The organism is Pseudomonas sp. BIGb0381 (genome assembly GCF_024809815.1).
In the GTDB taxonomy this organism is placed as follows: domain Bacteria; phylum Pseudomonadota; class Gammaproteobacteria; order Pseudomonadales; family Pseudomonadaceae; genus Aquipseudomonas.
In genome coordinates this window covers 63,580-86,650 of sequence record NZ_JANUEN010000009.1, presented here as the reverse complement: position 1 = coordinate 86,650, position 23,071 = coordinate 63,580, and the positions used below count along the sequence as shown (strand labels likewise).

Here is a 23,071-nt window from a genome sequence, read left to right as displayed (position 1 = left end):
CTCGCTGTTCTAACTTCTAGTACGAATACCGGCTTCGATGATCCCGTGAAACCTCGGTCGCGAAAGGAAAGTAGGATGGACAGACGAGATTTTCTTACTTACTCGGCAGTGGGTACTGTTGCAGCCGCTTTGCTGCCAGCATCGAGTGTCGCAAGTTCGGCAGCCCCAGCGCCCTCTTTGCTGACAGAGCGCGGGAGCGTGATGCGTACTGAAGGCCGGCAAGTGCGCACTGACCTGCCCTCCAATTCGCCCTCGCCTACCCTGCGATACATGACGCCTCAACGCTTTGGCATGGGCGGGACACAGATTGGCAATATCTTTGCACCGCTCAGCGACGAGCAGGCCAGCCTGGTTCTACAGGCCGCCTGGGACGCGGGTGTAAGGCTTTACGACACGTCGCCGTTCTACGGGTTTGGTTTGAGTGAATATCGGGTGGGCCGCTTTCTGCACGGCAAAAATCCAAACGACTACGTGGTCTCCACCAAGGTGGGACGCGTTTTGACTGCCGCGGGTAGCCCGCGCGCGGACCATGCCATCTGGAAGTCACCCGCGCCCTTCAACTACCGGTATGACTACACCGCAGCAGGCGCTCGTCGCTCCGTGGAAGACAGCCTGCAGCGGCTGGGGCTGCCGCGTATCGATATCGTGTTTATCCATGACATCTCGCCCGATAACACCGAACTGGAAGGCGGTTGGGAAGCGGCGTATCGCATTGCGCGCACAGGGGCGATGGTTGAGCTTGAAAAGATGCGTGATGAGGGGCTCATCAAGGCTTGGGGCTTCGGCGTCAATACGCCGAATGCTGTGGTCCAGGCAATGGCCGGTGATGACCCGACTCCCGACATCGTGTTGCTTGCCTGCCAGTATTCCCTCCTTGACCACGGCGATGCGTTGCGCAACACCTTTCCGGCGTTGAGCAGGAAGGGCACCAGCGTTGTGGTTGGAACACCACTGAACGATGGTTTCCTGGGGGGGCGCAGCCGGTATAACTTCAGTTTGGATCTGCCTGCCGGAGCGGTGGAAAAGCGCGCGCGAATCATGGCGGTTGCCAAACGACATGGCATCGACATCCATACTGCCGCCCTGCAGTTCGCGGCAGCACATCCGCAAGTGTCTGCGATCATTCCGGGTGCCCGCTCGCCGGGGCAGATCGTTTCCAATGTGCAGGCGATGAAGATCGGTATCCCAGCAGCCTTTTGGGAGGAGCTCAAGAGCCGGAACCTGATCGATGCTCAAGCACCGGTCCCTTCCTGAGCGGGGGTCTACGCCCGTGCCACCTGCTGATGTGGCGCTATCGTCGCAGGCCTCATTCAACCCGACACTCATCCTCCTGGTTGCAGCAACGCTGCAGATTGCAGCCGCTTGATCAGCCTATTCCAGTAAATAAACTGCGCACGCGTCCAACTAAAAACACTCGTCCAAGGCCGTAATAAATGAAGATACGAACGTCTTTCATGATTTTAGGCGGCCTGCTTGCGCTGTCCGGCAGCGGTCACTTACTCGCCGACACACTCGCGCTTAGCGTTCCATTGCCGGCTCCACTCCCACAGCTAAAAGTGCTGACACTCCTTATAGGTATACACCTGCTCGGCATGTGCTTCGGTCTCGGTGGGGCCACGATGCTGGACCTCTGGATTTTGCGTTGGATGCGCCGGGGCAGCCTCCCGGTTGAAATCGGACGCACCTTTCACTTCATCAGCGACGCGGTCACTATTGGACTCTGCCTTCTGTGGCTTTCAGGCCTTGGTTTCCTTGCCCTTTATGCGATGGAATCGCCGGAAAAGTTTGAAAACCCTAAACTCTGGGCGAAAGTCATTGTGGTGATCGTCCTGACCATCAATGGAATAATCATCCACGCGCTTGTGCTGCCAGAAGCACTACGCGACGTGACTCGCCCCCTGCTCTTCGGCGTGTCCCGCAAAAGAGCGGCCTTATTTCTGGCATCCGGTGCCGTTTCAGGAGTGTCTTGGTACACGGCTTTTGCCTTCGGCATTTTTCGTGAGTTAAACAACAGTGTCACCTTCACCCTGCTGGTCATCATGTGGCTTACGCTGGTAGTCGCCGCCTCTCTCGCCGCCATTCTGCTCTGGTTAAACTCTGCTGCGAGAGCAAGAAGACCTCCTTCGCTCAGTCATCCAACGTGAAGATAAAGGCCAGCCTGGACATTGCGTGTAACTGCAACGCTTGCCGACCACGGCAAAGCGGCCGGGTCTTCCTCACGCATAGCCTTACCTGTAGCTCGCAAGCCCGTTATGAAATCTGGCGAGAGCGTTGTTCATCCAAAATCCTTGGCAGATTGCCCTCGATCCAGTCAACCAGGCCTTCAACATGGCGGGCCACCTCGGTTCCCATAGGGGTGAGGCTGTACTCAACGTGAGGTGGCACAACCGGATAAGATTTGCGCAGAACGAAGCCATCGAGCTCCAAAAACTGGAGGGTCTGCGCAAGCATCTTTTCGCTGACGCCTCCAATCTTCCGACGCAGATCGCTGAAGCGATGCGTACCCGCGAGCAAGGCCACCAATACTAATACTCCCCAGCGGCTGCTGACGTGCTGGAGCACGATCCTTGAGGGACAATCCGGGTCGAATAATTCACCGCTGCGCAGTCGGTTGGCCATAGTTGCGGGAGGAGTTGCGCCAGAGGGCTCGGAATCGGACATGCTTACTTACCTTTAGGTACGTACTTACGAAAAGTTAGTTAAGACCCTACTCTGCCTGCTCTATCACTTTTTGTAAAAGGAACCCTCATGATCGCCGTCACCGGAGCCACCGGCCAACTTGGCCGCCTCGTTGTCGAGAAACTCAAGCAAAAAGTACCCGCGTCCAACCTAATCGCGCTGGTGCGTAGCCCTGAGAAGGCGAGTGATCTAGGCGTCAACGTACGTGCTGCCGACTACGACAATCCGAAAACGCTGGTCGCGGCGCTCAACGGAGTCGACACGCTTCTACTCATTTCCTCAAGCGAAATAGGTAAGCGACTTTCACAGCATCGAAATGTCATCAACGCCGCAAAGCAAGCCGGTGTGAATCGCGTTGTTTATACAAGTTTACTGCACGCGGATACCTCTTCATTGAGCCTCGCCGAGGAGCACCGGCAAACGGAAGCCGAGCTCAAAGCGTCGGGGTTGGCATTCACGATATTGCGTCATGGTTGGTATACCGAGAACTACACCGGCTTTATCGCCGGCGCGTTATCGGCCGGTGAATTTATCGGCAGTGCAGGTGATGGAAAGATTGCTGCGGCGACACGGGAAGATTTCGCCCAGGCGGCTGCCGTAGTGCTCACCCGCGACGATCAAGAGGGGAAGATCTACGAGTTGGCGGGTGACAGCGCCTGGACGTTATCGGAACTCGCAGCCGAGGTTTCTCGGCAAACGGGTAGGAACATTCCCTACAAGAACTTGCCTGAAAGTGACTACGCCTCGGCGTTAATCAATTTCGGCCTCCCGGAGCCACTCGCACAGGCCCTGGCGGGCTACGATATCAGCGCATCCCAAGGCGCACTTTTCGATGATAGCCATCAGCTTTCGACGCTGATCGGCAGGGCCACGACTTCACTTTCAGCAGCAGTGGCAATCGCGCTCAAAGGGCAATGATCGCAGGACACCGTGGCGCCGCCTGTTCGCAGAACGATCACCTGAGCAACCACGCCAACAAAGAGCGCAAGGGCTGTAAACCCCTGCGCACCGTTGAGCAATGGCGAATTCGGGTCATTGATGGTCGGGCGACCAGCAAGGCTGAAGGTTATTGCTGGTGCATGATTGCTCCATACCGGCGCCCGTCAAAAATCGACCGTAGCCGATAGTTGCAAGGTACGCGGATACCCCGGGGAAAACGCACCATAAGAGGCCACGCCGGACCAGTACTCACGGTCGAATACGTTCTGTACCGTGGCGCGGAATGTCGTCGGCCGCCCTTCTATTTTGGTGGCGTAACGCGCACCGGCGTCAATGCGGGTCCAGGCGTCGAGTTCCTGAGTATTGGCCTGGTTGACGTATTGGCTGTCGGTGTAGATCGCACCACCGGTGAGGGTGAAACCTTCCAGCCAGGGGGTATCGTATTCCGCCCACAGGTTGGCCTGGATGTCAGGCACGCCGACCGGCTTGTTGCCCTGGTTAGCGGCAGTCGCCGACTTGGTCAGCTCGCCATCGAGGAAGGTCACGCCCCCCATCAAACGGGTACCGGTGGCCACTTCGCCGAACACGCTGAGTTCCAGGCCACGGTTGCGCTGTTCGGCCTGCACCGAATACACGCCATTGGCGCCCAGTTCACCGGCAGGTTTCTCGATCTGAAACAACGCCAGCGTGGTCATGAAGGTGCCGTGTTCATACTTCACCCCCAGTTCGTGCTGCTTGGACTCATACGGCGCAAAGGTTTCCCCGGCGTTGCTCGCCGTGCCGGGTGCCGCATCGCCTTTGCTCAGCCCTTCGACGTAGTTGTAGTAGAGGGAAACGTCCTCCCAGGGCTTGACCACCACACCCAGCAACGGTGTGGTGGCGTTGGCGCTGTAACGAGAGCTGACGGAGCCGGCGGCAGTGTAATTACGTGACTCGATAAACTGCCGGCGCACGCCCAGGGTCAGTTGGAAACGGTCATCCAGCATCCCCAGGGTATCGGTCAACGCCACGCCGGACAGCTCCGACTCGGAGATTCGCAACACCTTGGGCGCGTTGATGTATTGCTTGGGCGTGTCCACCGGGTGGTAGATATTGGAGAGGATCGTCGTGCCGTTGTTGATGCCCCGCGACAGCTCATCCTGGTAACGGGTCGCCATCAGCGTGGTGGTATGGGTTACCGGGCCGGTGGCGAAGAGCCCGCGCATCCCCACATCGGCGGTAGAACGGTCGACGTTGAACTTGTAATAGCCCGGAACGTTGCTGGTGTCACCCGCGTCATTGAGGATGCGCGGCACCTGGTCGGACAGGCGTTTCACATCCGACTTGCCGCCCCCTGCATGGGCGAACACGGTGAGGTTGTCGCTCAGATCGTATTCGCCACCGAGCAATGCGGACTGTTCCTTGGTATCCGACCAGCCCCACTTTTGCGGCAGGCTGGTGCGGCCATTGGGGGCGGATGGCACGTCAACGCCCGGCGCGATGGTGAACGGGCGCGAGGCACCGTCGAAGCTTTCTTTCTGACTGATGTAGTCGAAGTTCAGGCGCAGTCGCTCGCCACGATAATCCAGGGCAATCGCACCGATCCCTACGTCGCGATGCTGGTCGTTCACCGCCGTATCGCCGCCCTGCAAGCTGCCGTTAAAGCGCACGCCGAACTGGTTTTCCTCACCAAAACGCCGACTGATATCCAGGTGCCCGCCCGCCTGGGAGTCTGACGCGTAGCTGCCGGTGAACCGGGTCAGGTCTTCCTCCAGCGGCCGTTTGGGAACGATGTTGATGACCCCACCCACGCCACTGTTGGGCGAGATGCCATACATCAAGGCACCCGGCCCCTTGAGCACTTCGACACGCTCGGCGTACTCGGTAAAGACCCGGTAATTGGGCGCTACGCCATACACACCGTCGTAGGCCAGCTCACCCAGGTTGCCTTCACCGATGGCAAAACCGCGAATGAAAAACGAATCGACGATACCGCCGGTCTGGCCGGTCGAGCGCACCGAGGGGTCGCGTTCCAGGGCATCGGCAACGGTGACGGTTTGCAGGTCGGCGAGGGTTTTGGCGGTGTAGCTGGTGACGTTGAACGGTGTGTCCATCACGTCTTTGTTGCCCATCATGCCCAGGCGCGCGCCACGCGCCACCTGCCCACCGGGGAGGACCTCAGGCAGCGCCGTCGGGCCGTTGTAGCGGCCGTTGATCGTGGTGGTGTCGAGGGTCAGGCTGGGCGTGCTGTCATCCGTAGCGGCAGGCGGAGATGTCTCAGCCCAGGCGTTGGCGCCCGCTGCGACCATGACGAAATTCAACAGGGCGGTTCGAATGGCGAGTGTTAACACGCGCTCACCGCAGGGCCGACTGGCAACAGGCATGACGAGAGGATCCTTTCAACGAGAGAAAATGGGAATCACTCCTAATGCCAGTCGACGTGCGAAAAAGTATCACCCTCCCGTTTAATTTTTTTGCACGGTACCCAGGGTTGTACTGGACGCTGCGGTCCTCACACACTTGCGTGAAATGGCCCTGTGGCTGACCAAGGAGTATTCATGTCCCAAACAGGTGCCATCCAGGGTTCGCGTGTGAGAATCCTCATTTATCTTCTGTTCGCGATCCAGTTGGTCTTCATGGGCGCGATGGAAATGAGCGGGCCGTTCTGGCCCGTTTACCTGCGCGGGCTGGCCTCTTCGGAGTCGGTCTTCAGCTTCGCCAGCATCGCCGTGTACGTCGGGCCGATGCTGGGCATCATGCTGACCAGTGCATTCTGGGGCCGTATCGGCGATCGCTACGGCCACAAATTAATGATGATCCGCGCACTCGCGGGGTTGTCCCTGCCCCAGCTCGGGCTGGCGTTTTCCAGTGACATCGGGGTCATCCTGGTCCTGCGTTTTCTGCAGGGCGCCTTTGCCGGCTATATAGCCCCGGCGCAGGCTTACGGGGTCAGTATCGAAGCCCCGTCGCGACGCGCCCGGTTATTTTCGATCCTGCAGATATCGACCAATGTCGGCTCACTGCTGGGCGCGGTCGTAGGTGGCCTGATCCTCGATTTCGCGACGTTTTTCTGGATCAATATCGTCGCCTCGGCGCTCTGTGCACTCTGTACCGTCATCGCCGCCGTGACGTTGCCGGATGTGCCTCCCGTACCGAAAAAACCGGCGGTGGCCACCCGCGCGCCGACCGCAGGCACCGACAGCGTATGGCGCAGTTCGCCTCGATTGCCGGCATCTCCATCGGTGGGTTGCTGAGCCAGGTCTACGGCCTGCAATACACCTATCTTTTCGTGTGCCTGGCCTATGCAGTGGCGCTGATTCCCATGGTTGCGTTGCGGAGCTGGCCGGTGTCCGTGCCGTCCAATCGTTGATTAACGCCTTGATACGCATGTCACACGCCTGATCACCGGACATGATCACGCTTGCGCTCGCGTCGGTTTGTCAACTAGCATTAAGAATACTTCTCAATTACACAAATCTGCCGCCATGAGCGAAACCTCTTCCGCGAATCACCTCAATCACCTGCGCGCCATCGAGGCCCTGTATAGCGGGCATCACGGCTGGCTGTATGCCACGCTGAAGAGAAAATTGGGTAACGCCATGGATGCGGCGGATCTGGCCCAGGACACCTTCACCCGGATCCTCGCATCACAGGTCACGGTGATTGACCAGCCACGGGCGTACCTGAGCTGCGTGGCCAAGGGCATCCTGGTCAACTGGTACCAGCGCAAGGCACTCGAACGCGCCTACCTGGATGCACTGGCGAACGTGCCTGCCCACGAAGCGCCGTCGCCCGAAGCGCACTTCATGGTGCTGGAAACCCTGCACGAAATCGACGCCATGCTCGATACCCTGGCGCCACTGGTCAAGCGCGCCTTCCTGCTGTCGCAGATCAACGGCCTCAAGTACGACGACATCGCCGAGCAGTTGGGTGTATCGCTGATCACCGTCAAGCGCTACATGAAACAGGCCTTCGTACAGTGCCTGATGCTGGTGGAGTGAATGCTCGGTCTGCGCAAGGAGCCGCCGCTGGACCCGCAGGTACTCGAAGAAGCCGCCGAGTGGCTGATGCGCTTGAGCGAACGCGAACTGAGCGAGCACGAGCACGCCGAATGGGAGCGCTGGAGGGTCAGCAGCCCGGAGCGGGATCGCGCCTGGTCACGTGCGCAATTGCTGCAGAGCAAGTTCGGCGGCCTGCCGCCCTCCCTGGCGATGTCGGCGCTGGACCGGCCAGACAGCCCTGAACGTCGTGCTGCAATGGGCAAGCTGGCGATCCTGCTGGCGGTGGCGCCCGCGGGTTGGGGGAGCTGGAAGCTGGCGCAATCGCAGCAATGGTCAGCGGACTACCGCACCGACGTTGGCCAGCGCCGCGAACTGACCCTGGCCGATGGCTCGCGTATCACCCTGAACACCGCTACCGCCATCGACGTCATATTCGACGAGCGCCAACGGCTTATTCACCTGCGCGAAGGCGAAATCCTGGTGCAGACCGCCGTGGACACCGCCCGCCTGCCCCGGCCTTTCCTGATCAGCACCCCCCAGGGGCGTATGCAGGCGCTGGGCACACGGTTTACCGTCCGTGAAGTGAGCCCACGCACGCGTCTTGCGGTCATCGACGGCGCGGTGAGCGTGATATTGGCAGATAACCGCCAGACCCCGCCGCTGATCGTCAACGCCGGACAGCGCACCGACTTCTCCTCACAGACCTTTGGTGAGCTGGCGCCGACCGATCGCTACATCGGCTCATGGACCCAAGGCATGTTGATGGCCGACAAGATGCGCCTGGCGGATTTCGTCGCGGAACTGACGCGCTACCGCAGAGGTTTCCTGCGCTGTGATCCGGCCATCGCCGACTTGCGCATTTCCGGGGCCTTTCCGATCAGTGATACCAATCGCACCTTAAGCATGCTGGTGCACACCTACCCGGTGCTGGCGAACAGTCATTTGCGCGGTTATTGGGTCACCCTGTCGCCCGCCTGATCTCACGCAAAAATAAACGGCGACCGGGGTGATACTTTTTTCGATCTCGACTGGCAAAGACAGGAACAGCCTTTTCCTCTCGTCCATGGGTCATCCTTTCATGCCTGTAGCACGGCCCCTGCGTCCAGCTCGTCCGTTCAAACCGATGGTGCAGGGCGTCGTGCTTAGCCTGCTGCTGGCCGGTGCCATGTGCCCGCCGGCATTGGCGGGTGCACCGGCCCAATTGGACGCGGTCGCTGTGCAGGCCTACCACATCGCCCCCGGCCCGCTCGGCGCGACGCTCTCAAGCTTTGCCGTGGATGCCGGCATTGCCCTGTCGTTCCAGCCGTCGATCACGGAGGGGCTGACCAGCCCCGAACTGAACGGGACCTACTCCACGCAGGAGGCCGTCACGCGTTTGCTCGAAGGCAGCGGCCTGGAGATGGTGTTGCGCAGCGATGGCAGCTACACCCTGGTGCTGCGCCGGCTGACACTGTCGGCCACCACGGTGGAGGCGGCGCAAAAACATACCGATAGCCTGCCGGCGGTGTACCCGGGCGGCCAGGTAGCCGAGGGCGGGCGTCTCGGCCTGCTCGGCAATACGGATGTGATGGACGCGCCGTTCAGCATCAGCACCTATACCGCGTCATTGATCAAAGACCAGCAGGCGACCACCGTTGGCGACGTGCTGGAGCGCGACTCTTCGGTTCGCTCCACCGGCCAGACGGGGGGTATCGTCGATTCATTCTTTATCCGTGGTTTTCCGGTGGGTGAAGGCAACCTCGGGGAACTGGCGTTCGACGGTGTGTACGGCGTGGCTTCCAATTACCGGGTATTCACCGACTACGCCGAACGCATCGAAGTGGTCAAAGGCCCTGGCGCCCTCCTCTACGGCATGTCCCCCAACAGCGCCGTCGGTGGCGTGATCAACGTGGTCCCCAAGCGCTCCCTGGACGACGACCTGACCCGCGTCACGGCCACCTATGCCCAGGACCTGCAACTGGGCACCCACATCGACCTGAGTCGGCGGTTTGGCGAGGACCGGCGATTCGGCGTGCGCGTCAACGGCCGCGTGCAGCAGGGTGACACCGTCATCGACAAGCAATCGCGGGATGTCGGGGTCAGTGCCATCGCCCTGGATTACCAGGGTGATCGCCTGCGTACCAGCCTGGACCTGATCGCCCAGCAAGAGCAATTTGACGCGGCTTCACGGCCTTTCCTGATCGCGCCCGGCGTGCCGATTCTCCACGCCGCCAACGGGCGTACCAATGTCAGCCAGGCGTGGGGGTGGTCCAGAACTCGCGACGGATCAGCATTGCTGGGGGGCGAGTATGACCTGAACGACGCACTGACCCTGTTTGCCCATGCCGGCGGTGGGAAATCGAACGTGGCACGTCTTTCCGACCAGACCCCGACCATCATCAACACCGCCGGCGACACTTCGTCGATCCCCGGCTATTACACATTCAAGGTCCGGCGCTACACGGTCGACACCGGTGCCCGACTGCGTTTCGACACCGGGCCGATCAGCCACAGCACCACGCTGCAAGTCACGCGCTATCGCGATGAGTTGTCGCGCGGCATTATTTCCGGCCCGCCGATCCTGTCGAACATTTACCACCCTACCTCCCGGCCCGAGGTCGACATTGCCACGCCGGCCGCGCCTAAAGTCTCGGCGACCGAATTGTCCGGCGTCGCGGTTGCCGACACCTTGTCGATGCTCGATCAGCGCCTGCAGGTGACTGCCGGCCTGCGCAAACAGACCATCCGCTCCAACAACTACGACGCGGCGGGTACGGCGACCACAGCTTACGACGACGGCAAGACCACGCCGCTGTTCGGCGCAGTTGTCCGGCCCTGGGAGCATGTGTCGTTCTACTACAACTACCTGGAAGGCTTGAGCAAAGGCGATATCGCTCCCGCCACAGCCTCGAATGCGGGCCAGATCTTTGCCCCCTACGTCTCACGCCAGCATGAGGTCGGGGTCAAGCTCGACTACGGCACGGTGATGTCCACACTCGCGTTGTTCCAGATCACCAAACCCAGCGGCGAGCTGTCAGGCACAACCTTTGCGGTTCAAGGCGAACAGCGCAACCGGGGCCTGGAGCTGAACATATCCGGTGAGGCCGGACAAGGCACACGCCTACTCGGCGGGGTGACGCTGCTGGATGCACAACTGACCAAAAGCGCGGTTGCGGCCAACCGGGGCAACACCCCGGTGGGGGTGCCCAAGGTGCAAGCCAACCTCTGGGCCGAGTGGGACGTGCCTTGGGTCGAGGGGCTGACGCTGACCAGCGGGGCGCTGTACACCGCCAGCCAATATGTGAACCAGGCCAACACCCAGCAGTTGGCCCCCTGGACTCGCTTCGACATGGGCGTGCGCTACAGCACGCGCATCGCCCAGCGGCCGACGACCTTCCGCGCCACGGTACAGAACGTGTTCGACCGTGAGTATTGGTCGGGCGTCGCTTCCTATGGTGCGTTCTCTCAAGGCTCGCCACGCACCCTTCTACTGTCGACCACGGTCGATTTCTGAAACCTTCGGCCCGGCACGGCTAACTGCACCGCCACCCGGCCCGACCACTGCAAAGGCTTTAACCATGGTTACCATTGTTCGACGCAGCCACGTCTTCGCCGGTCTGCTGCTTGCGGGTTTGTTGGGGTTGGCACTGCCGTCAACGGCGGCCGAGCCGCAGGCAACGCGCAGCACCGTCACCGATTTGCTCGGGCACACCCATGTCCGACCTTATCAATCGCACGGTGGAAAACCGCGTCGCCACTTCGGTACTCAACCGCCCCGAGGTCCGTAACGCCCTCAGCCCAGAGCTGATCGAGTCGCTGATCGAGGAATTCTGTGCCGTCGAGCGCGCCCCCTTGGTCAAGTGCATCATCAACCGGACGCAAACACCACCGGCAATGACCCGCCCACCACCAAGCCGAGCTTGGCAATGAAAATCTGCAAAGCCGGCTGCAGGATTGAGGCGGCGCACACCTGAGCGCGGTATCGATGCCAATCGTTCCGGGCACGCGCTTGCTGACAATCCCTACGGCAGCGCCGATCAGCAAGGCCCATACCATAGGAAGAAGCACGACCCTCCCTGGATCCAGGGGAATGCTGAGCGAACCGATCAGTTCGGCACAGACGAAAATAACGGCGGCCCAGATATAAAGTTTTTTGTAGCGGACACTGCTCGGTTATCACCGAGTGTTGCAACGCAGCGATATCCAAACGGCGTTCGCCACGTCGCGAGCGTGAACCGAGTATGTGGTCCGTGTGACCCTGCACCAATAACAAGATATTTATTTATCGTTGCGCCTGGGTGAACTCTGAGAAGACCGTCTCAGCAGCGTCTCCGGGGGCGTTGCGAAAGCACGAAAATACTTTCCTGTTCCAAGACAGACAGCCCGCAGCAATGAGCAATAGCCGAACAAGCTCAGCGCTCATCAAGCATGTCATTGTGCGATACCTGCCAACACGAATACCGATTGGTTTGCGGGACAAACCTGGCCTTATATTTTGGTGTTGAAAAACAATCAGATGAATAACAACCGCACGAAGTGCATTTAAGGTTCAAGCCCCGTTAATCCTGCCAAAAGCGAGAACGCCTCATGATAAAAATCCTTGCCGCCGTACGCAGAAAACCCGGAATGACGCACGCCGAGTTTTTAAACTATGTGGAACACACCCACGGAGCAATCGCTCAAGCCAAACCGTTAGGCGTCAAACGATACGTGCAGAACCATGTCATCGACGCGGCGTTCGGCGTTGACGCCGACAGTGCCTACGTACAGTCCTTCCACAAAGACTCCATTACGGAGCTGTTTTTTGAAGACGTGCCAGGTTTGATTCACACCTTCAGCGATCCCTATACCCAGCAAACAGTCGGCCCTGATGCAAAGAACTTCGCTGACCTTTCCGAGCAGCTCGCTCAATTGATGGATGAAGTGGAGACGGCTAGCACCGCTACAGCGCCTCTCCCATGGAAGGTGATGATCCTGCTGAAGAAGAATCCAGCCATGGCGCTCGATCGTTTTTTCGACGCTTGGGACGCAGCTCACGAGAGCATTACCCGCGAACAGCCCGACTTCCAGAACGCCCTACGCCGGTATGTTCGCTCCCGGTACCTGCCCGAGGGCGACAAGGTGACGGCCTATTTCGGACCGAACATCAACGTATACGAAGGTGCCTCTAGTCTGTGGTTTGAAAATGAAGCGGACTTTTCGACCTTTCGGCAGTATCAGCGTGCGTTGTTTCAAAAACTTGCCGAGGACGGCGTGGCGCTGACATCGGCGTCTTTTTTCGCTTACGTCAAAGAGGTCGTCATTTTCGATCACTGCTCATAGAGGTCTGCATCGCGACCCTTCTCCTCCAACTGAAGGGTCGCGATCACTCAAATTGGCTCAGCCAACGTCGTAGTAGACTCGCGCATGATCTGCGCATGCTCTTCCTTGTCCCCACCACTTTTTTCTATCTCGCACAGGCGCGCGGAGTTCTCGACCACGAGTTGGCAACGCTCCCAGCGCCGCGCTTCGAACCGGCTCAAGGCCGTCTGTAGATTGCTACTGGCGAGCAATTCGTCGGCAAGCACGATGGCGCTCTCAATACCGATGCCAGCCCCGGAAGCCAGATGCGGCGTGGTGGCATGCACCGTGTCGCCGATCAGCACGATACGGCCCTTGTGCCAGGGCAACGGCACCAACAGATTGGCCAGTGGGCGATAGTCGATATTGGCGCCAGCTTCGTACAGTTGGGGCACCAGCGTTTGCAGGATCGGGGCTGGGAACTCACTCAGCAGGCGCGCCATTTCACCCGGCCAACTGGCCGGATCGATCCACTCGGAAAACTCGCGGTTTTCCATGAGGAACATATACATGTGCGTTTCAGAGATCGGATTGACGCCAACCTTAGTGCGGCCCAGCCAATGAGTGGGGCGCACGATTTCCGGCGGACGCTTCAACACCGCGCGCCAGACGCTCTGATGAATGGGTTTTGGCGAGGGTGCTTGCGGGAAAAACTCCTTTCGCGTGCGCGAATGCACGCCGTCAGCGGCGACGACCAGGTCATAGCGTTCAGTGGTCCCGTCGGTGAAAGACACATCAATGCCATCGTCATGCTCGATGACGCTGTCGTAGGTGATGCCTAGGCGCACACGGGTCCCCACCTCCCGCGTCCTGTCGGCAAATATTCGAGCCAGTACCGGACGCAGAATGCCGCCACCACAGGGAATTGGTTTATCGCTGACCGGCGGTCGAAGCGCCAATTGCACGATCAGGTCGCCCGCCGGTGAAAACACATCGAAATTGGTCGACAGGTACCCTTCCCCAGCGACCCTTTCCAGAATCCCAACCGTATCAAGCGCTCGCAGCGTGGGCCCACTGAGCGTAATCCCCGCCCCCAAAGGACACCACAATGGATCGATTTCGACGAGGTCCACTTCGACGCCCTGGCGGGCGAGCTGGATAGCCGCGGTCATACCGGAGAACCCTCCCCCAATCACCAGGACCTTGTTGACTGCTGCAATCATCACGCTCTCCTAATTATTCTTATTCACTCGGGCAGACATTGCATGGCGCACCCGACGAGCTCTGCGGCGCTATCGCGTCAATGCCGCAGGAACATGGAATGCCGACGGAAAATGCCGGATCAGCCACGAGACTATCGAATCGGATATCAGCGCTGAAATCGCTTTGCACAATCCGAGGTATCGCTGGCGGCGATGGGTCTCGCAGGTAAGCCGGGGGCATTGCTCGGGGTGCCTGCCTTTGCGGCAGAACAAATACAAAAGCCGACGAACGACGGCTCACACGAACCGCCATCCACCGGCCTTTAACGACGGTTGTTCACACGCTTTCCAAGCCATCCCAGCAGAGGTACTTCACCTCAAGAAACTCGTCGATCCCAAGGTGTGAACCCTCTCGCCCAAGCCCGCTCTGCTTCACGCCACCGAAAGGCGCGACTTCATTTGAAATCAAGCCGCAGTTGATGCCCACCATGCCAGATTCGATGCGTGCGGCGTTGCGCCAGATACGCGCCGCGTCACGGCTGAACAAATACGCCGCCAGGCCAAACTCGCTGTCGTTGGCCATGGCAATGGCTTCGTCATCGGTGTCAAAACACACCAGTGGCATGACCGGGCCGAAGATCTCTTCGCGAGCGACCCGCATCCCATGAGTCACATTAGTCAACAACGTGGGCTGGAAGAAGCATCCGCCCAGCGCGTGGGGCTTGCCGCCGGACAGCAGCCGGGCCCCTTGCGCCAGCGCATCATCAACAAGCGCCTGGGATTTTCGAACCGCTGCGTCATCGATCAACGGCCCGACCTGTACACCCGGCTCCAGGCCATTGCCCACCTTCAAGCGTGCCATGCGCTCGACGATGCGCTCGGCCAATGCGTCATAAACCGCTGACTGCACCAGCACCCGGTTCGCACCAATACAGGACTGCCCACCGTTGCGAAACTTGGCCAACATCACCCCGTCAGCGGCAGCATCCAGATCAGCATCATCGAAGACAATGAACGGGGCGTTGCCGCCCAGCTCCATGGAGCATTTCTTGACCGTCAGTGCCGCTTGCGCCAGCAGCAACCGGCCTACTTCGGTGGACCCGGTGAAGGTGAGCTTGCGCACCAAGGGGTTGGCCGTGAGTTCACCGGCAATATCGCGGGTGTCATTGCCCGTGATCACACTGAACACACCCGCCGGCACCCCCGCGCGCAGGGCGAGTTCGGCGAGTGCCAGCGCGGTCAGGGGTGTCTGGCTGGCCGGTTTCACCACCATCGTGCAACCGGCCGCGAGGGCCGGAGCGGCCTTGCGCGTAATCATCGCAGCGGGGAAGTTCCAGGGCGTGATCGCGGCGCAAACCCCGATGGGTTCGCGCAGTACCACAATGCGCTGAGTGTCTTTTACGCCCGGAATCAGATCACCGCGCACCCGTGTGGCTTCTTCGCCAAACCAGCGCACAAAAGACGCCGCGTAATCGACTTCCCCCCGTGCCTCCTCCAGAGGCTTGCCCTCCTCCAGGGTAATCAGCGTGGCAAGGTCCTCCCGATGTTCAACCATCAACTCATACCAGCGGCGCAACACCTCGCCACGGCGTTTGGCCGTCAGGCGACGCCATGGGCCAAAGGCCTCATGCGCCGCGTCGATGGCGTGCCGGACTTCAGTTTCACGGCAGCGCGGCAACTCGGCCAGCACCGTTTGGTCCACCGGATTACGCAGTGTGTAGTGACCGTGCGGCGTCTCGGCCAGCCACTCACCGGCGATATAGGCACCGTCACGCCACAGCGTGGGATCCTTAAGTAAATGCTTCACTGTGCAACCCTCCCGATCAGCACGGATGACGCCCGATCATGAACGCGCTGTCAGGATCCGAAGTCACCGGCAACCCCGACGCGACCAACCCTTGACGCAGCGACTTCATGAAGCGATCCGGCACGCGCATCGCCGGGGCACGCAGTGGGCCGCCGTTGAAGCCGGCGAGCCAATCCTGGTATTTCCACATCGTGCGATTGAGCACACCAGTGCCGCCGGCATAGCTTTGCGCGGCGGCGCCGTTGGCGCTGCGTGCCGGATTGACCTTCCAATACAACTCCATCGCCTCTTCGAAGCGCCCCGTGCGTGCCAGTTCGAACGCTTTCGGGTAGTAGTCGCTCATCCAGGCGGTGTTGCTGGTGCCGGAAAACTGCAACTTCATCAGGCTCATCAGGGGGATTGCGTCGCCTTCGATCGGGCAACTGATCACCACTTGGTCACGGAAGTGGTGGTACATCTCGCAGATGCCCGCCGGCAATGGGAATCCTTGCTCGGACTTGATGGCGGCGATGTTCGGGCAATCGGCCAACAAGCGGCGGACCAACTCCAGCGACATACCCGCTGGATGCACTCGTTCAAAGCCCCAGAGCGGAATCGGGAAGAGCATGACGGCGAGGTCCGTGGCGTCACAGAATGCCTTGGTGTAGTCGTAGATTTCCTGCTCGCTGGTCGGCCAGAACTGTGGCGGATAAGAGAGCAGGACGATGTCGGCACCGGCGTTCTCGGCGAGTTTCACCGCTTCGATGTTCTCAGCCAGGGTGCCGAAGGCTGCGTGGAAGAACAGGATCAGGTCTTTCCCGGATTCACGGGCCCAGGCGGTGAACTGGGCGTTCTCCTGGGCCGAGATTGCCAGTTCGCTGCACAGCAACGTGGCGCTGTAGCCCAGCCCCACCGTATGTTCGATGTCGTGGCGTATGCCACGCTCATTGAGACGCTTCAGGTCAGCGCTGAAACTTGGGATGGTGACCGCCGAGCAGCCCACCAGGTTTTCCTGCGCCCAGGCACGGGCATCCGCTTTCTTGTATGTAGCCATGATGATTTTCCTTCGAGCAGTGGAGGGGTTATTTCGAGACAGGGACAATGCTGGCAGCCAGCTCGATGCCGAGACCTTGTTGCCTGGCGCGCTCGTATAGCGCCTGTGCGATGACGACGTCCTGCAGCGCCGAGCCCACCGATTTGTAGAGGACGATGTCGCTTGCGTTCTGGCGCGGGTTGACACGCCCCGCCACCAGGTCCGACAGCGCGACCAATTTGTCGGCGACATAAACGCCGGCACTGATCGCAGCAATGGCGTCACCCGTATCGTGGAGTACCTCTTGCGGCATATCCGCGACGATGCAGACCGCTCGCTCCATCGTGACCGGGTCAACCTCCCGTTGCTCAGGCAAGGTGGAACCCAATGACACGACAGTGACGCCTGCAGGGAGCCACGCCCCTTGCAGAACGGGAGACTCGTCACGACTGCGGGCGGCGCAAATCACCACATCACAGTCCTGAACGGCCTCCTGCGCGGTATTCACCGCCTGGATATCCAGCCCTGGCCTGAAGCTTTCAGCAAACCGCTCACGGCTCGCAGGCGTTGGACTGAACACCCTGACCTGGGCGACATTGCGCACGGACTTGAGGCAGTCAAGCGCGCCACGCGCCTCAAATCCGGCACCAATCACGCCCACCCGCAGCGCTCGTTGGGGCGCCAGCAAATCGACCGCCAGCGCAGCAGTTGCAGCAGTGCGCAACCCCGTTACCCGATTGCCATCGATCAGGGCACTGAGCGCCATGGTTTGCTGATTGAACAACGCGATCAGATAGCTGGCGCAACGTGCCCTTGTGGATGCAGCAATCAGCTTGCAGCCCATATGGCCGCCAGTAGGTGGTACAGCGGTCAAACTGCGCAGCCAGATACCGTCGCCCCGGGCCATGGAGCGAGGCGGCACCATGGCATCCGATGCAGGACGTGCATACGCCTCGGCGAGCGCCGCCACGGCGACACTCCAGTCGGCGAGCGAGGCCACATCGACGTCGCTGAGAAAAAGCGTCGGGGCAATGACTTGGGACTTTTGGGCGTGATGCATAGCGCTAACCTCGCAATCGGGGATCAGTCGTTAGTTGACTGACACCCTACGAGGCGCCCACCCCGCCGAATACTGCTGGGGATGCAAAGCAGCTATCGCTTAAATCGATGGCATGGACAGAGTGCAGATCAGCCGTCGCACTTCACGGGAAGCACGGGTCAAAGGGCGACGGGGCGACTCGACCAGCACGACAAAGCGCTCCAGCACAGGCTCGATAATGCGCGATGAAATCAGTCGTTGATCCAGCGAGCCCGGCAGCACAGAGGCAATCGCATAGCCGCCGCCTGCCGCGACGACTTCGTACTGGAGCTGGACCGAGTCGGCTTCCACGGCAACGCACAACTCCACGCCTTGCTCGGTGGCCAGATGGTCGAGCCTGGCCCTCAACAAATGCGGTCGCCCAGGCACGACCAATGGCAACCCCGATAGATTTTTTAACGCAATATCTCGATTGACGAACAGAGGATCAACGGCGGGCCCCACCAGATGCAGCGGTAGCCTGGCCAGCAGGTGGGCTTGCCCGATGCTTGCCTCGCTTTCTCGCAGCACCAGCGCCATATCCAGACGACCATCGTGCAACTGCTCTTCGAGTTGAGCGCTCGCGCCCTCGATCAGATGCAACCTCACGCCTGGCATCTGCGCGCGCACCGCAGAAAAAAGCGTCCCCGCAAACCGGCGTACCGCAGAAGGCAACATACCCACGACCACCTCGCCCACCGGTTTTCCACGCAGGTTGCGAATGTCATCGGCAAGGCCTTCAGCGTCCGCAAGAAGCTCCGATATGCAAGGCAGCAGTTGCTCTCCAAATTCGGTCAGGACCACCCCACGCCCGGTGCGATGAAACAGGCGTTCGCCACATTGCGACTCGAGCAAGGCAATATTGCGACTCACCATGGACTGAGGCATATCCAGCAGTACGGCGGCTTTGCTGAGACTTCCAGCCGCCACGACACGCACGAACAACGTCCAGCGAGGATCGATGATGGTCAGCGCTGTTGCCGGAGAGTGCGAGCCATTGCCAGGTACGTCGACACTCTGAAGGTCCTTCATGGCATCAACTCTTGGCGTGCCTGATGCAGATACTCACGACTGTCCTGAAGATGCAGGCGCATGGCTGAGCGCGCGTATTCAGCGTCCTGATTGAGGATCGCCTGATATATCTGTTCATGCTCGCTTTGCATGCGCAGCTCATAGCGCAAAGGCTCATCATGAAACAGACGCGCAGAATCCAATCGACTGCGCGGAATGATGATTACGCCCAGGTTGGCCAGTGTATTGGCGATGTAGTGATTACCTGTCGCCTGGGCAATGCTCAGATGGAACTGGAAATCCAACGCGGCCCTATCATTGACACTGACGGCTGGCTGTCCGAGCTGGTCGAGAAGCCCCCGTAGCCCGGCCAACTGATCCGGACTGCGTCGCTGGGCGCACAGCCCGGCAGCTTCTACCTCAAGACCGATTCGAAACTCCATGATCGCCAGCGAATCATTGAGGATGCCGAGGGTAGCCGGGTCGATGAATGCCCCAAGCGACAGGGCGCTGCCCCGCACAAACGTCCCTATCCCGTGGCGTGTTTCAACCATTCCAGCAGCCTGTAGACGCGACATGGCCTCGCGCACAACGGTTCTACTGACCCCATGCTCAAGCATGAGGGCCAACTCAGTGGGCAACTATTCACCGCCACGCAGTCGCCCCTCAAGAATGTGTCCTGACAGCAGCGCCTCAAGCCCCTGGGACAGGCTCCTGCGCTTTTTTCCAGCGGCCGCCGGCACGCTCACGCCTCGAAAATCGCCACGGCTCGGACGAAACCGGCCGAAGCGTGCCTGATCTTGTAGGGGAAACAGGACACCTGGAAACCATGGGCAGGCAGGCATTCCAGGTTGGCCAGTTTCTCCATCTGACCGTAGCCGATATCACGTCCAGCCTTGTGCCCTTCCCAGATGATCGAGGCATCGCCCGTGGCGGCGAAGCGTTCGCGTGTGTACTTGAACGGCGCATCCCAGCTCCAGGCATCGGTGCCGACCACGCGCACGCCGCGCTCGAGCAAGTACAACGTAGCCTCGCGGCCCATACCGACCCCGGCGTCCAGATACCCTGGCTGACCGAACAGCGCACCCGCACGGGTGTTGACCAGGACAATGTCCAACGGCTGGAGCACATGGTCGATCCGCGCCAGCTCAGCTTGCACTTCGGCGGCGCTGACCACATGGCCATCAGGCAAATGACGAAAATCCAGTTTCACGCCGGGCTGCAGGCACCAGTCCAGCGGCAACTCGTCGATGCCGAAAGCCGGCTTGCCACCGTCCGTGGTCGAGGCATAGTGCCAAGGGGCGTCCATATGTGTACCGCTGTGCGTCGTGATCTGCAGGCGTTCAGCCGCCCAGGATTCGTCGCCGGGCAGTTGCGCCTTGGACAGGCCGGGGAACATCGCGGCCATCTCCGGCCAGCCTTGCTGATGGTCCATGTAGTCGATTTTCGGCAGCAACGGCGGTGGATCGGTGTAGGGGTTGTTGTCCAGGGTAACGGAAAGGTCGACCAGGCGGCGTTTAGTTGATTGCATTTTCGCTCACTCCTAACGCCACCCGCCCACGCGCACGACGCGTCGGGGAGGCAGCGTTCAAACTGTTACGTATCAAGGCGCCGGCAGAGCCGTCATGACGAAAGCCAAGGGCACGGGACTGGGGCGTTTTCATCGCAGGGAAATTGCCGAACAACGATTGCAGCCCAGCATCCGGCGCGAAGCTGATCAGCGAGCGGCGTTCCTGGCCGTAGGCAGCGGCCAGGGCATCGATGACCTGGGCAATGGACAGGTGCAACAGCGGTAGTTGCCAGACGCGTGACTCGCCGAGCTGGGCGGCCGGCAGTTCGGCGGCCCGTAACAGGTTATCCACGCAACACCGCACGGACATCCACCATGCCTGCGCCTGCGGCGAAACCGGGCAGCAATACGGCTGGCCTTCGGCAAAGGCGTGCAGCAGGTCGCTCATGAACGCCGAACGCAGTCCATTGGGTTCACGTGGACGGGCAACGATGCCAGGCAGGCGCACGGCACGACCATCTACCTCGCCTCGTCGGGCAAGGTCATTGATCGCCATTTCCACCATCGCCTTGTGCGCACCGTAACTCAACTGCGGGTGCGGCACCGCACGCTCATCGATGCGCGCCGGCAGGTCGCTGCCGTAGACCGCTACGCTGCTGGCATACACCAGCACCGGCGCGCCAGGCTGCTCGCGCAACTGGTCAAGCAACTCCAGGCTCGCCAGCAGGTTGACCTGATAGCCCAATGAATAGTGATGCTCGGCAGCCCCACCCGGGATGCTGACCAGGTGAAAAACCACATCAATGCCATCGGCCAGCGCGCGGCGCAACAACGCGGCATCGGTCACACTGCCGCAATGCCGGCGCAGGCGCTTATCGTCAGTAAACCCCACCAACTCTTTATCCAGAAGGATCAACGCACTGATCGCCCGACCTTGCAATTCATTGGTTTGAAGCAATCGCTTGACCAGCGCCCGGCCGACAAAACCATTGGCCCCGGTAATCATCACGCGCATGGGAGACCCCCGCACACGACACGCTGGTCTATCGCCCCGAAGACCGACTGCCCTTGCAGGTCGAAGACTTCCATGCGCACGCGATCACCGAAGCGCATGAAGGAGGTCTGTGGCACACCTTGCTCAATCATCTCAACGGCGCGACGTTCGGCGATGCAGGCAGCGCCAACCGTGGGGTCGGCATTGGAAACGGTGCCCGAACCGATCAGGCAGCCCGCCCTGAGGCGCCGGGTCAGCGCCGCATGGGCAATCAACTGGTGAAAGCCGAAATGCATGGCGCCACCCTGGGCATGGCCGAACCACTTGCCATTCCATTCAACCTTCAGCGGCAAGTGCACACGCCCGTCGCGCCAGGCCTCGCCCAGCTCATCAGGGGTGATAGCCACCGGGGCAAAACTTGACGAGGACTTGGCCTGGATAAAACCGAAGCCGGTCTTCATTTCACGAGGGGCGAGCGCACGCAAGCTGACATCGTTGACTTGCACAATGAGCCGAATATGGTCGACGGCATCTTGCGCCGAGCAGCCCATGGGGACCTCATCGACCAACACCGCAAACTCGCCCTCGAAATCGATACCGTGGGTTTCACTGGGCAGCACGATGTCGTCGTGGGCGCCCAGGAAATCGTCGCCGCAGCCCTGATACATCAGCGGCGTATGTTCAACGCCTTCGATTGGGTCAAGCCCAAAAGCCTTCTGCATCCGCTCGCCATGACTGAGGAAGGACGACGCATCCAGCCACTGCCAGGCACGTGGCAAGGGTGCGGCGGCTTGCTGCGGATTGAAAGCGAAGGCATCGGCCAGCGTGCCTCCATTCAAGGCGTCGTAGCGCGCGCGTAGAACGTTTTCGACGCTCGACCAACGTTCAATGGCATCCTGCAACGTCGCCGCAATATCGCTGGCATCCACCGCCCAGGCCAGGTCACGCGACACCACCAGCAGGCGACCGTCGCGGCTGTGATTCTTGAGGGTACTGAGTTTCATACCTGATCTCCTTGCAGCTCGGGGGCAAAGCGGCCATCAAGCAGGACGAAGAGCATGCGTGCCATCTGCTCGGTGCGATTGCTCCAGGCGTGGTTGGTGCCTCGCTGCACGACGATGTCACCGCGCTTGAGATGCACCTCCTCGCCATCCAGCACCAGCCAGACCTCGCCCTCCGTGACCACGCCGTAATCGAGCGTTTCGGTGCGGTGCATCAGCTTGTGTTTGGAATCCGCCTGCCCCGTACCGGCATGGGCCTGGCCGATTTCAGCGAAGGCCGCCGCGGCATCCTCCGCGCTGACCTGGTTCTGCACACTGTCCGGGGGAATATCCACCACGCGGATGACACTGCCCAATGGTGCGGGGCTCAGTTGAAGCGGCTTGTTGGTGGGGTCGTCGCCGTTATCCAGCACGGCCGGGCTGGCGCCGCTGTTCCAGATCTCATGGAAGACCGTGCCGGGTACAGCCTTGAGCGGAAAACTGTTCGGCGTTGGTCCGCTGAGCGCGACCACTGCCTGGCCCTGGGCATCGTGCCCGGTGACCACACGTTTGAAACCAGGAAGCTGTTGCATGTTCTAGTCCTCAATCAGTTGGCGAAA

General features: G+C 60.4%; 20 protein-coding genes and 3 pseudogenes. 10 read left to right on the top strand and 13 right to left on the bottom strand.

Annotated features, from left to right (window positions below):
* Positions 1-75 precede the first annotated feature (75 nt).
* Positions 76-1,254, top strand: a complete 1,179-nt coding sequence (locus tag M2397_RS22410) for an aldo/keto reductase (protein WP_259244440.1) — start codon at positions 76-78, stop codon at positions 1,252-1,254.
* 179 nt (positions 1,255-1,433) lie between these two features.
* On the top strand, positions 1,434-2,144 hold the full coding sequence (locus M2397_RS22405) for a hypothetical protein (RefSeq protein ID WP_259244439.1): 711 nt from the start codon (positions 1,434-1,436) through the stop codon (positions 2,142-2,144).
* Positions 2,145-2,250: 106 nt separating this feature from the next.
* Here the strand turns inward: M2397_RS22405 and M2397_RS22400 are convergent, their stop codons facing one another.
* A complete protein-coding gene (locus tag M2397_RS22400) occupies positions 2,251-2,661 on the bottom strand; it encodes a helix-turn-helix domain-containing protein (RefSeq protein ID WP_259244438.1) in 411 nt (136 codons plus the stop codon).
* Between the two features lie 87 nt (positions 2,662-2,748).
* Here M2397_RS22400 and M2397_RS22395 point away from each other — a divergent pair, with 87 nt between their 5' ends.
* The gene (locus M2397_RS22395; RefSeq protein ID WP_259244437.1) at positions 2,749-3,597 is read left to right on the top strand and encodes an SDR family oxidoreductase; all 849 of its coding nucleotides are present in this window, start codon (positions 2,749-2,751) and stop codon (positions 3,595-3,597) included.
* A gap of 185 nt (positions 3,598-3,782) precedes the next feature.
* Here the strand turns inward: M2397_RS22395 and M2397_RS22390 are convergent, their stop codons facing one another.
* The gene (locus M2397_RS22390) at positions 3,783-5,981 is read right to left on the bottom strand and encodes a TonB-dependent siderophore receptor (RefSeq protein ID WP_259244436.1); all 2,199 of its coding nucleotides are present in this window, start codon (positions 5,979-5,981) and stop codon (positions 3,783-3,785) included.
* A gap of 174 nt (positions 5,982-6,155) precedes the next feature.
* Between M2397_RS22390 and M2397_RS22385 the strand changes: the two are divergent.
* From M2397_RS22385 to M2397_RS22360, 6 genes and pseudogenes are all read left to right on the top strand, one after another.
* Positions 6,156-6,967 (top strand): annotated as a pseudogene (locus tag M2397_RS22385) (MFS transporter).
* 115 nt (positions 6,968-7,082) lie between these two features.
* Positions 7,083-7,598 carry a sigma-70 family RNA polymerase sigma factor gene (locus M2397_RS22380; RefSeq protein ID WP_090404572.1) on the top strand — a complete coding sequence of 172 codons (516 nt, stop codon included), beginning with the start codon at positions 7,083-7,085 and terminating at the stop codon, positions 7,596-7,598.
* On the top strand, positions 7,599-8,576 hold the full coding sequence (locus tag M2397_RS22375; protein ID WP_259244435.1) for a FecR domain-containing protein: 978 nt from the start codon (positions 7,599-7,601) through the stop codon (positions 8,574-8,576).
* A 100-nt stretch (positions 8,577-8,676) separates the two neighbouring features.
* Positions 8,677-11,091 carry a TonB-dependent receptor gene (locus M2397_RS22370; RefSeq protein WP_259244434.1) on the top strand — a complete coding sequence of 805 codons (2,415 nt, stop codon included), beginning with the start codon at positions 8,677-8,679 and terminating at the stop codon, positions 11,089-11,091.
* A 64-nt stretch (positions 11,092-11,155) separates the two neighbouring features.
* The gene (locus tag M2397_RS22365; RefSeq protein WP_259244433.1) at positions 11,156-11,365 is read left to right on the top strand and encodes a hypothetical protein; all 210 of its coding nucleotides are present in this window, start codon (positions 11,156-11,158) and stop codon (positions 11,363-11,365) included.
* Positions 11,292-11,507, top strand: coding sequence for a hypothetical protein (locus tag M2397_RS22360; protein ID WP_259244503.1), 216 nt, complete (start codon positions 11,292-11,294; stop codon positions 11,505-11,507). The genes M2397_RS22365 and M2397_RS22360 overlap by 74 nt, the downstream gene beginning before the upstream one ends.
* Here the strand turns inward: M2397_RS22360 and M2397_RS22355 are convergent.
* Positions 11,449-11,743 (bottom strand): annotated as a pseudogene (locus tag M2397_RS22355) (DUF3100 domain-containing protein); the annotation flags it as partial. The gene M2397_RS22360 and the pseudogene M2397_RS22355 sit on opposite strands and share 59 nt — an antisense overlap.
* 421 nt (positions 11,744-12,164) lie before the next feature.
* Between M2397_RS22355 and M2397_RS22350 the strand changes: the two are divergent.
* Complete coding sequence (locus M2397_RS22350) at positions 12,165-12,899, top strand: EthD domain-containing protein (RefSeq protein ID WP_259244432.1); 735 nt, start codon at positions 12,165-12,167, stop codon at positions 12,897-12,899.
* A gap of 47 nt (positions 12,900-12,946) precedes the next feature.
* Here M2397_RS22350 and M2397_RS22345 read toward each other — a convergent pair whose 3' ends face one another.
* The 10 genes and pseudogenes from M2397_RS22345 to M2397_RS22300 all read right to left on the bottom strand — a co-directional run bounded on the left by M2397_RS22345 (position 12,947) and on the right by M2397_RS22300 (position 23,044).
* Entirely contained in the window at positions 12,947-14,080 is a 1,134-nt protein-coding gene (locus M2397_RS22345) for an FAD-dependent oxidoreductase (protein WP_259244431.1), read from the bottom strand.
* 316 nt (positions 14,081-14,396) lie between these two features.
* Positions 14,397-15,866, bottom strand: a complete 1,470-nt coding sequence (locus M2397_RS22340; protein WP_259244430.1) for an NAD-dependent succinate-semialdehyde dehydrogenase — start codon at positions 15,864-15,866, stop codon at positions 14,397-14,399.
* 16 nt (positions 15,867-15,882) lie between these two features.
* Entirely contained in the window at positions 15,883-16,899 is a 1,017-nt protein-coding gene (locus tag M2397_RS22335; RefSeq protein WP_259244429.1) for a dihydrodipicolinate synthase family protein, read from the bottom strand.
* A gap of 28 nt (positions 16,900-16,927) precedes the next feature.
* Entirely contained in the window at positions 16,928-17,938 is a 1,011-nt protein-coding gene (locus M2397_RS22330) for an ornithine cyclodeaminase family protein (RefSeq protein ID WP_259244428.1), read from the bottom strand.
* Between the two features lie 99 nt (positions 17,939-18,037).
* Positions 18,038-18,988 carry a LysR family transcriptional regulator gene (locus tag M2397_RS22325; protein WP_259244427.1) on the bottom strand — a complete coding sequence of 317 codons (951 nt, stop codon included), beginning with the start codon at positions 18,986-18,988 and terminating at the stop codon, positions 18,038-18,040.
* Positions 18,985-19,716, bottom strand: a pseudogene (locus M2397_RS22320) (FadR/GntR family transcriptional regulator). The gene M2397_RS22325 and the pseudogene M2397_RS22320 overlap by 4 nt, the downstream one beginning before the upstream one ends.
* Positions 19,713-20,498 carry a cyclase family protein gene (locus M2397_RS22315; RefSeq protein WP_024074559.1) on the bottom strand — a complete coding sequence of 262 codons (786 nt, stop codon included), beginning with the start codon at positions 20,496-20,498 and terminating at the stop codon, positions 19,713-19,715. Before M2397_RS22315 ends, M2397_RS22320 begins: the two are co-directional and overlap by 4 nt.
* Entirely contained in the window at positions 20,485-21,492 is a 1,008-nt protein-coding gene (locus M2397_RS22310) for an NAD-dependent epimerase/dehydratase family protein (RefSeq protein WP_259244426.1), read from the bottom strand. The genes M2397_RS22315 and M2397_RS22310 overlap by 14 nt, the downstream gene beginning before the upstream one ends.
* Positions 21,483-22,475, bottom strand: a complete 993-nt coding sequence (locus tag M2397_RS22305; protein WP_259244425.1) for a fumarylacetoacetate hydrolase family protein — start codon at positions 22,473-22,475, stop codon at positions 21,483-21,485. The genes M2397_RS22310 and M2397_RS22305 overlap by 10 nt, the downstream gene beginning before the upstream one ends.
* The gene (locus M2397_RS22300; RefSeq protein WP_259244424.1) at positions 22,472-23,044 is read right to left on the bottom strand and encodes a cupin domain-containing protein; all 573 of its coding nucleotides are present in this window, start codon (positions 23,042-23,044) and stop codon (positions 22,472-22,474) included. Before M2397_RS22300 ends, M2397_RS22305 begins: the two co-directional genes overlap by 4 nt.
* Positions 23,045-23,071 lie beyond the last annotated feature (27 nt).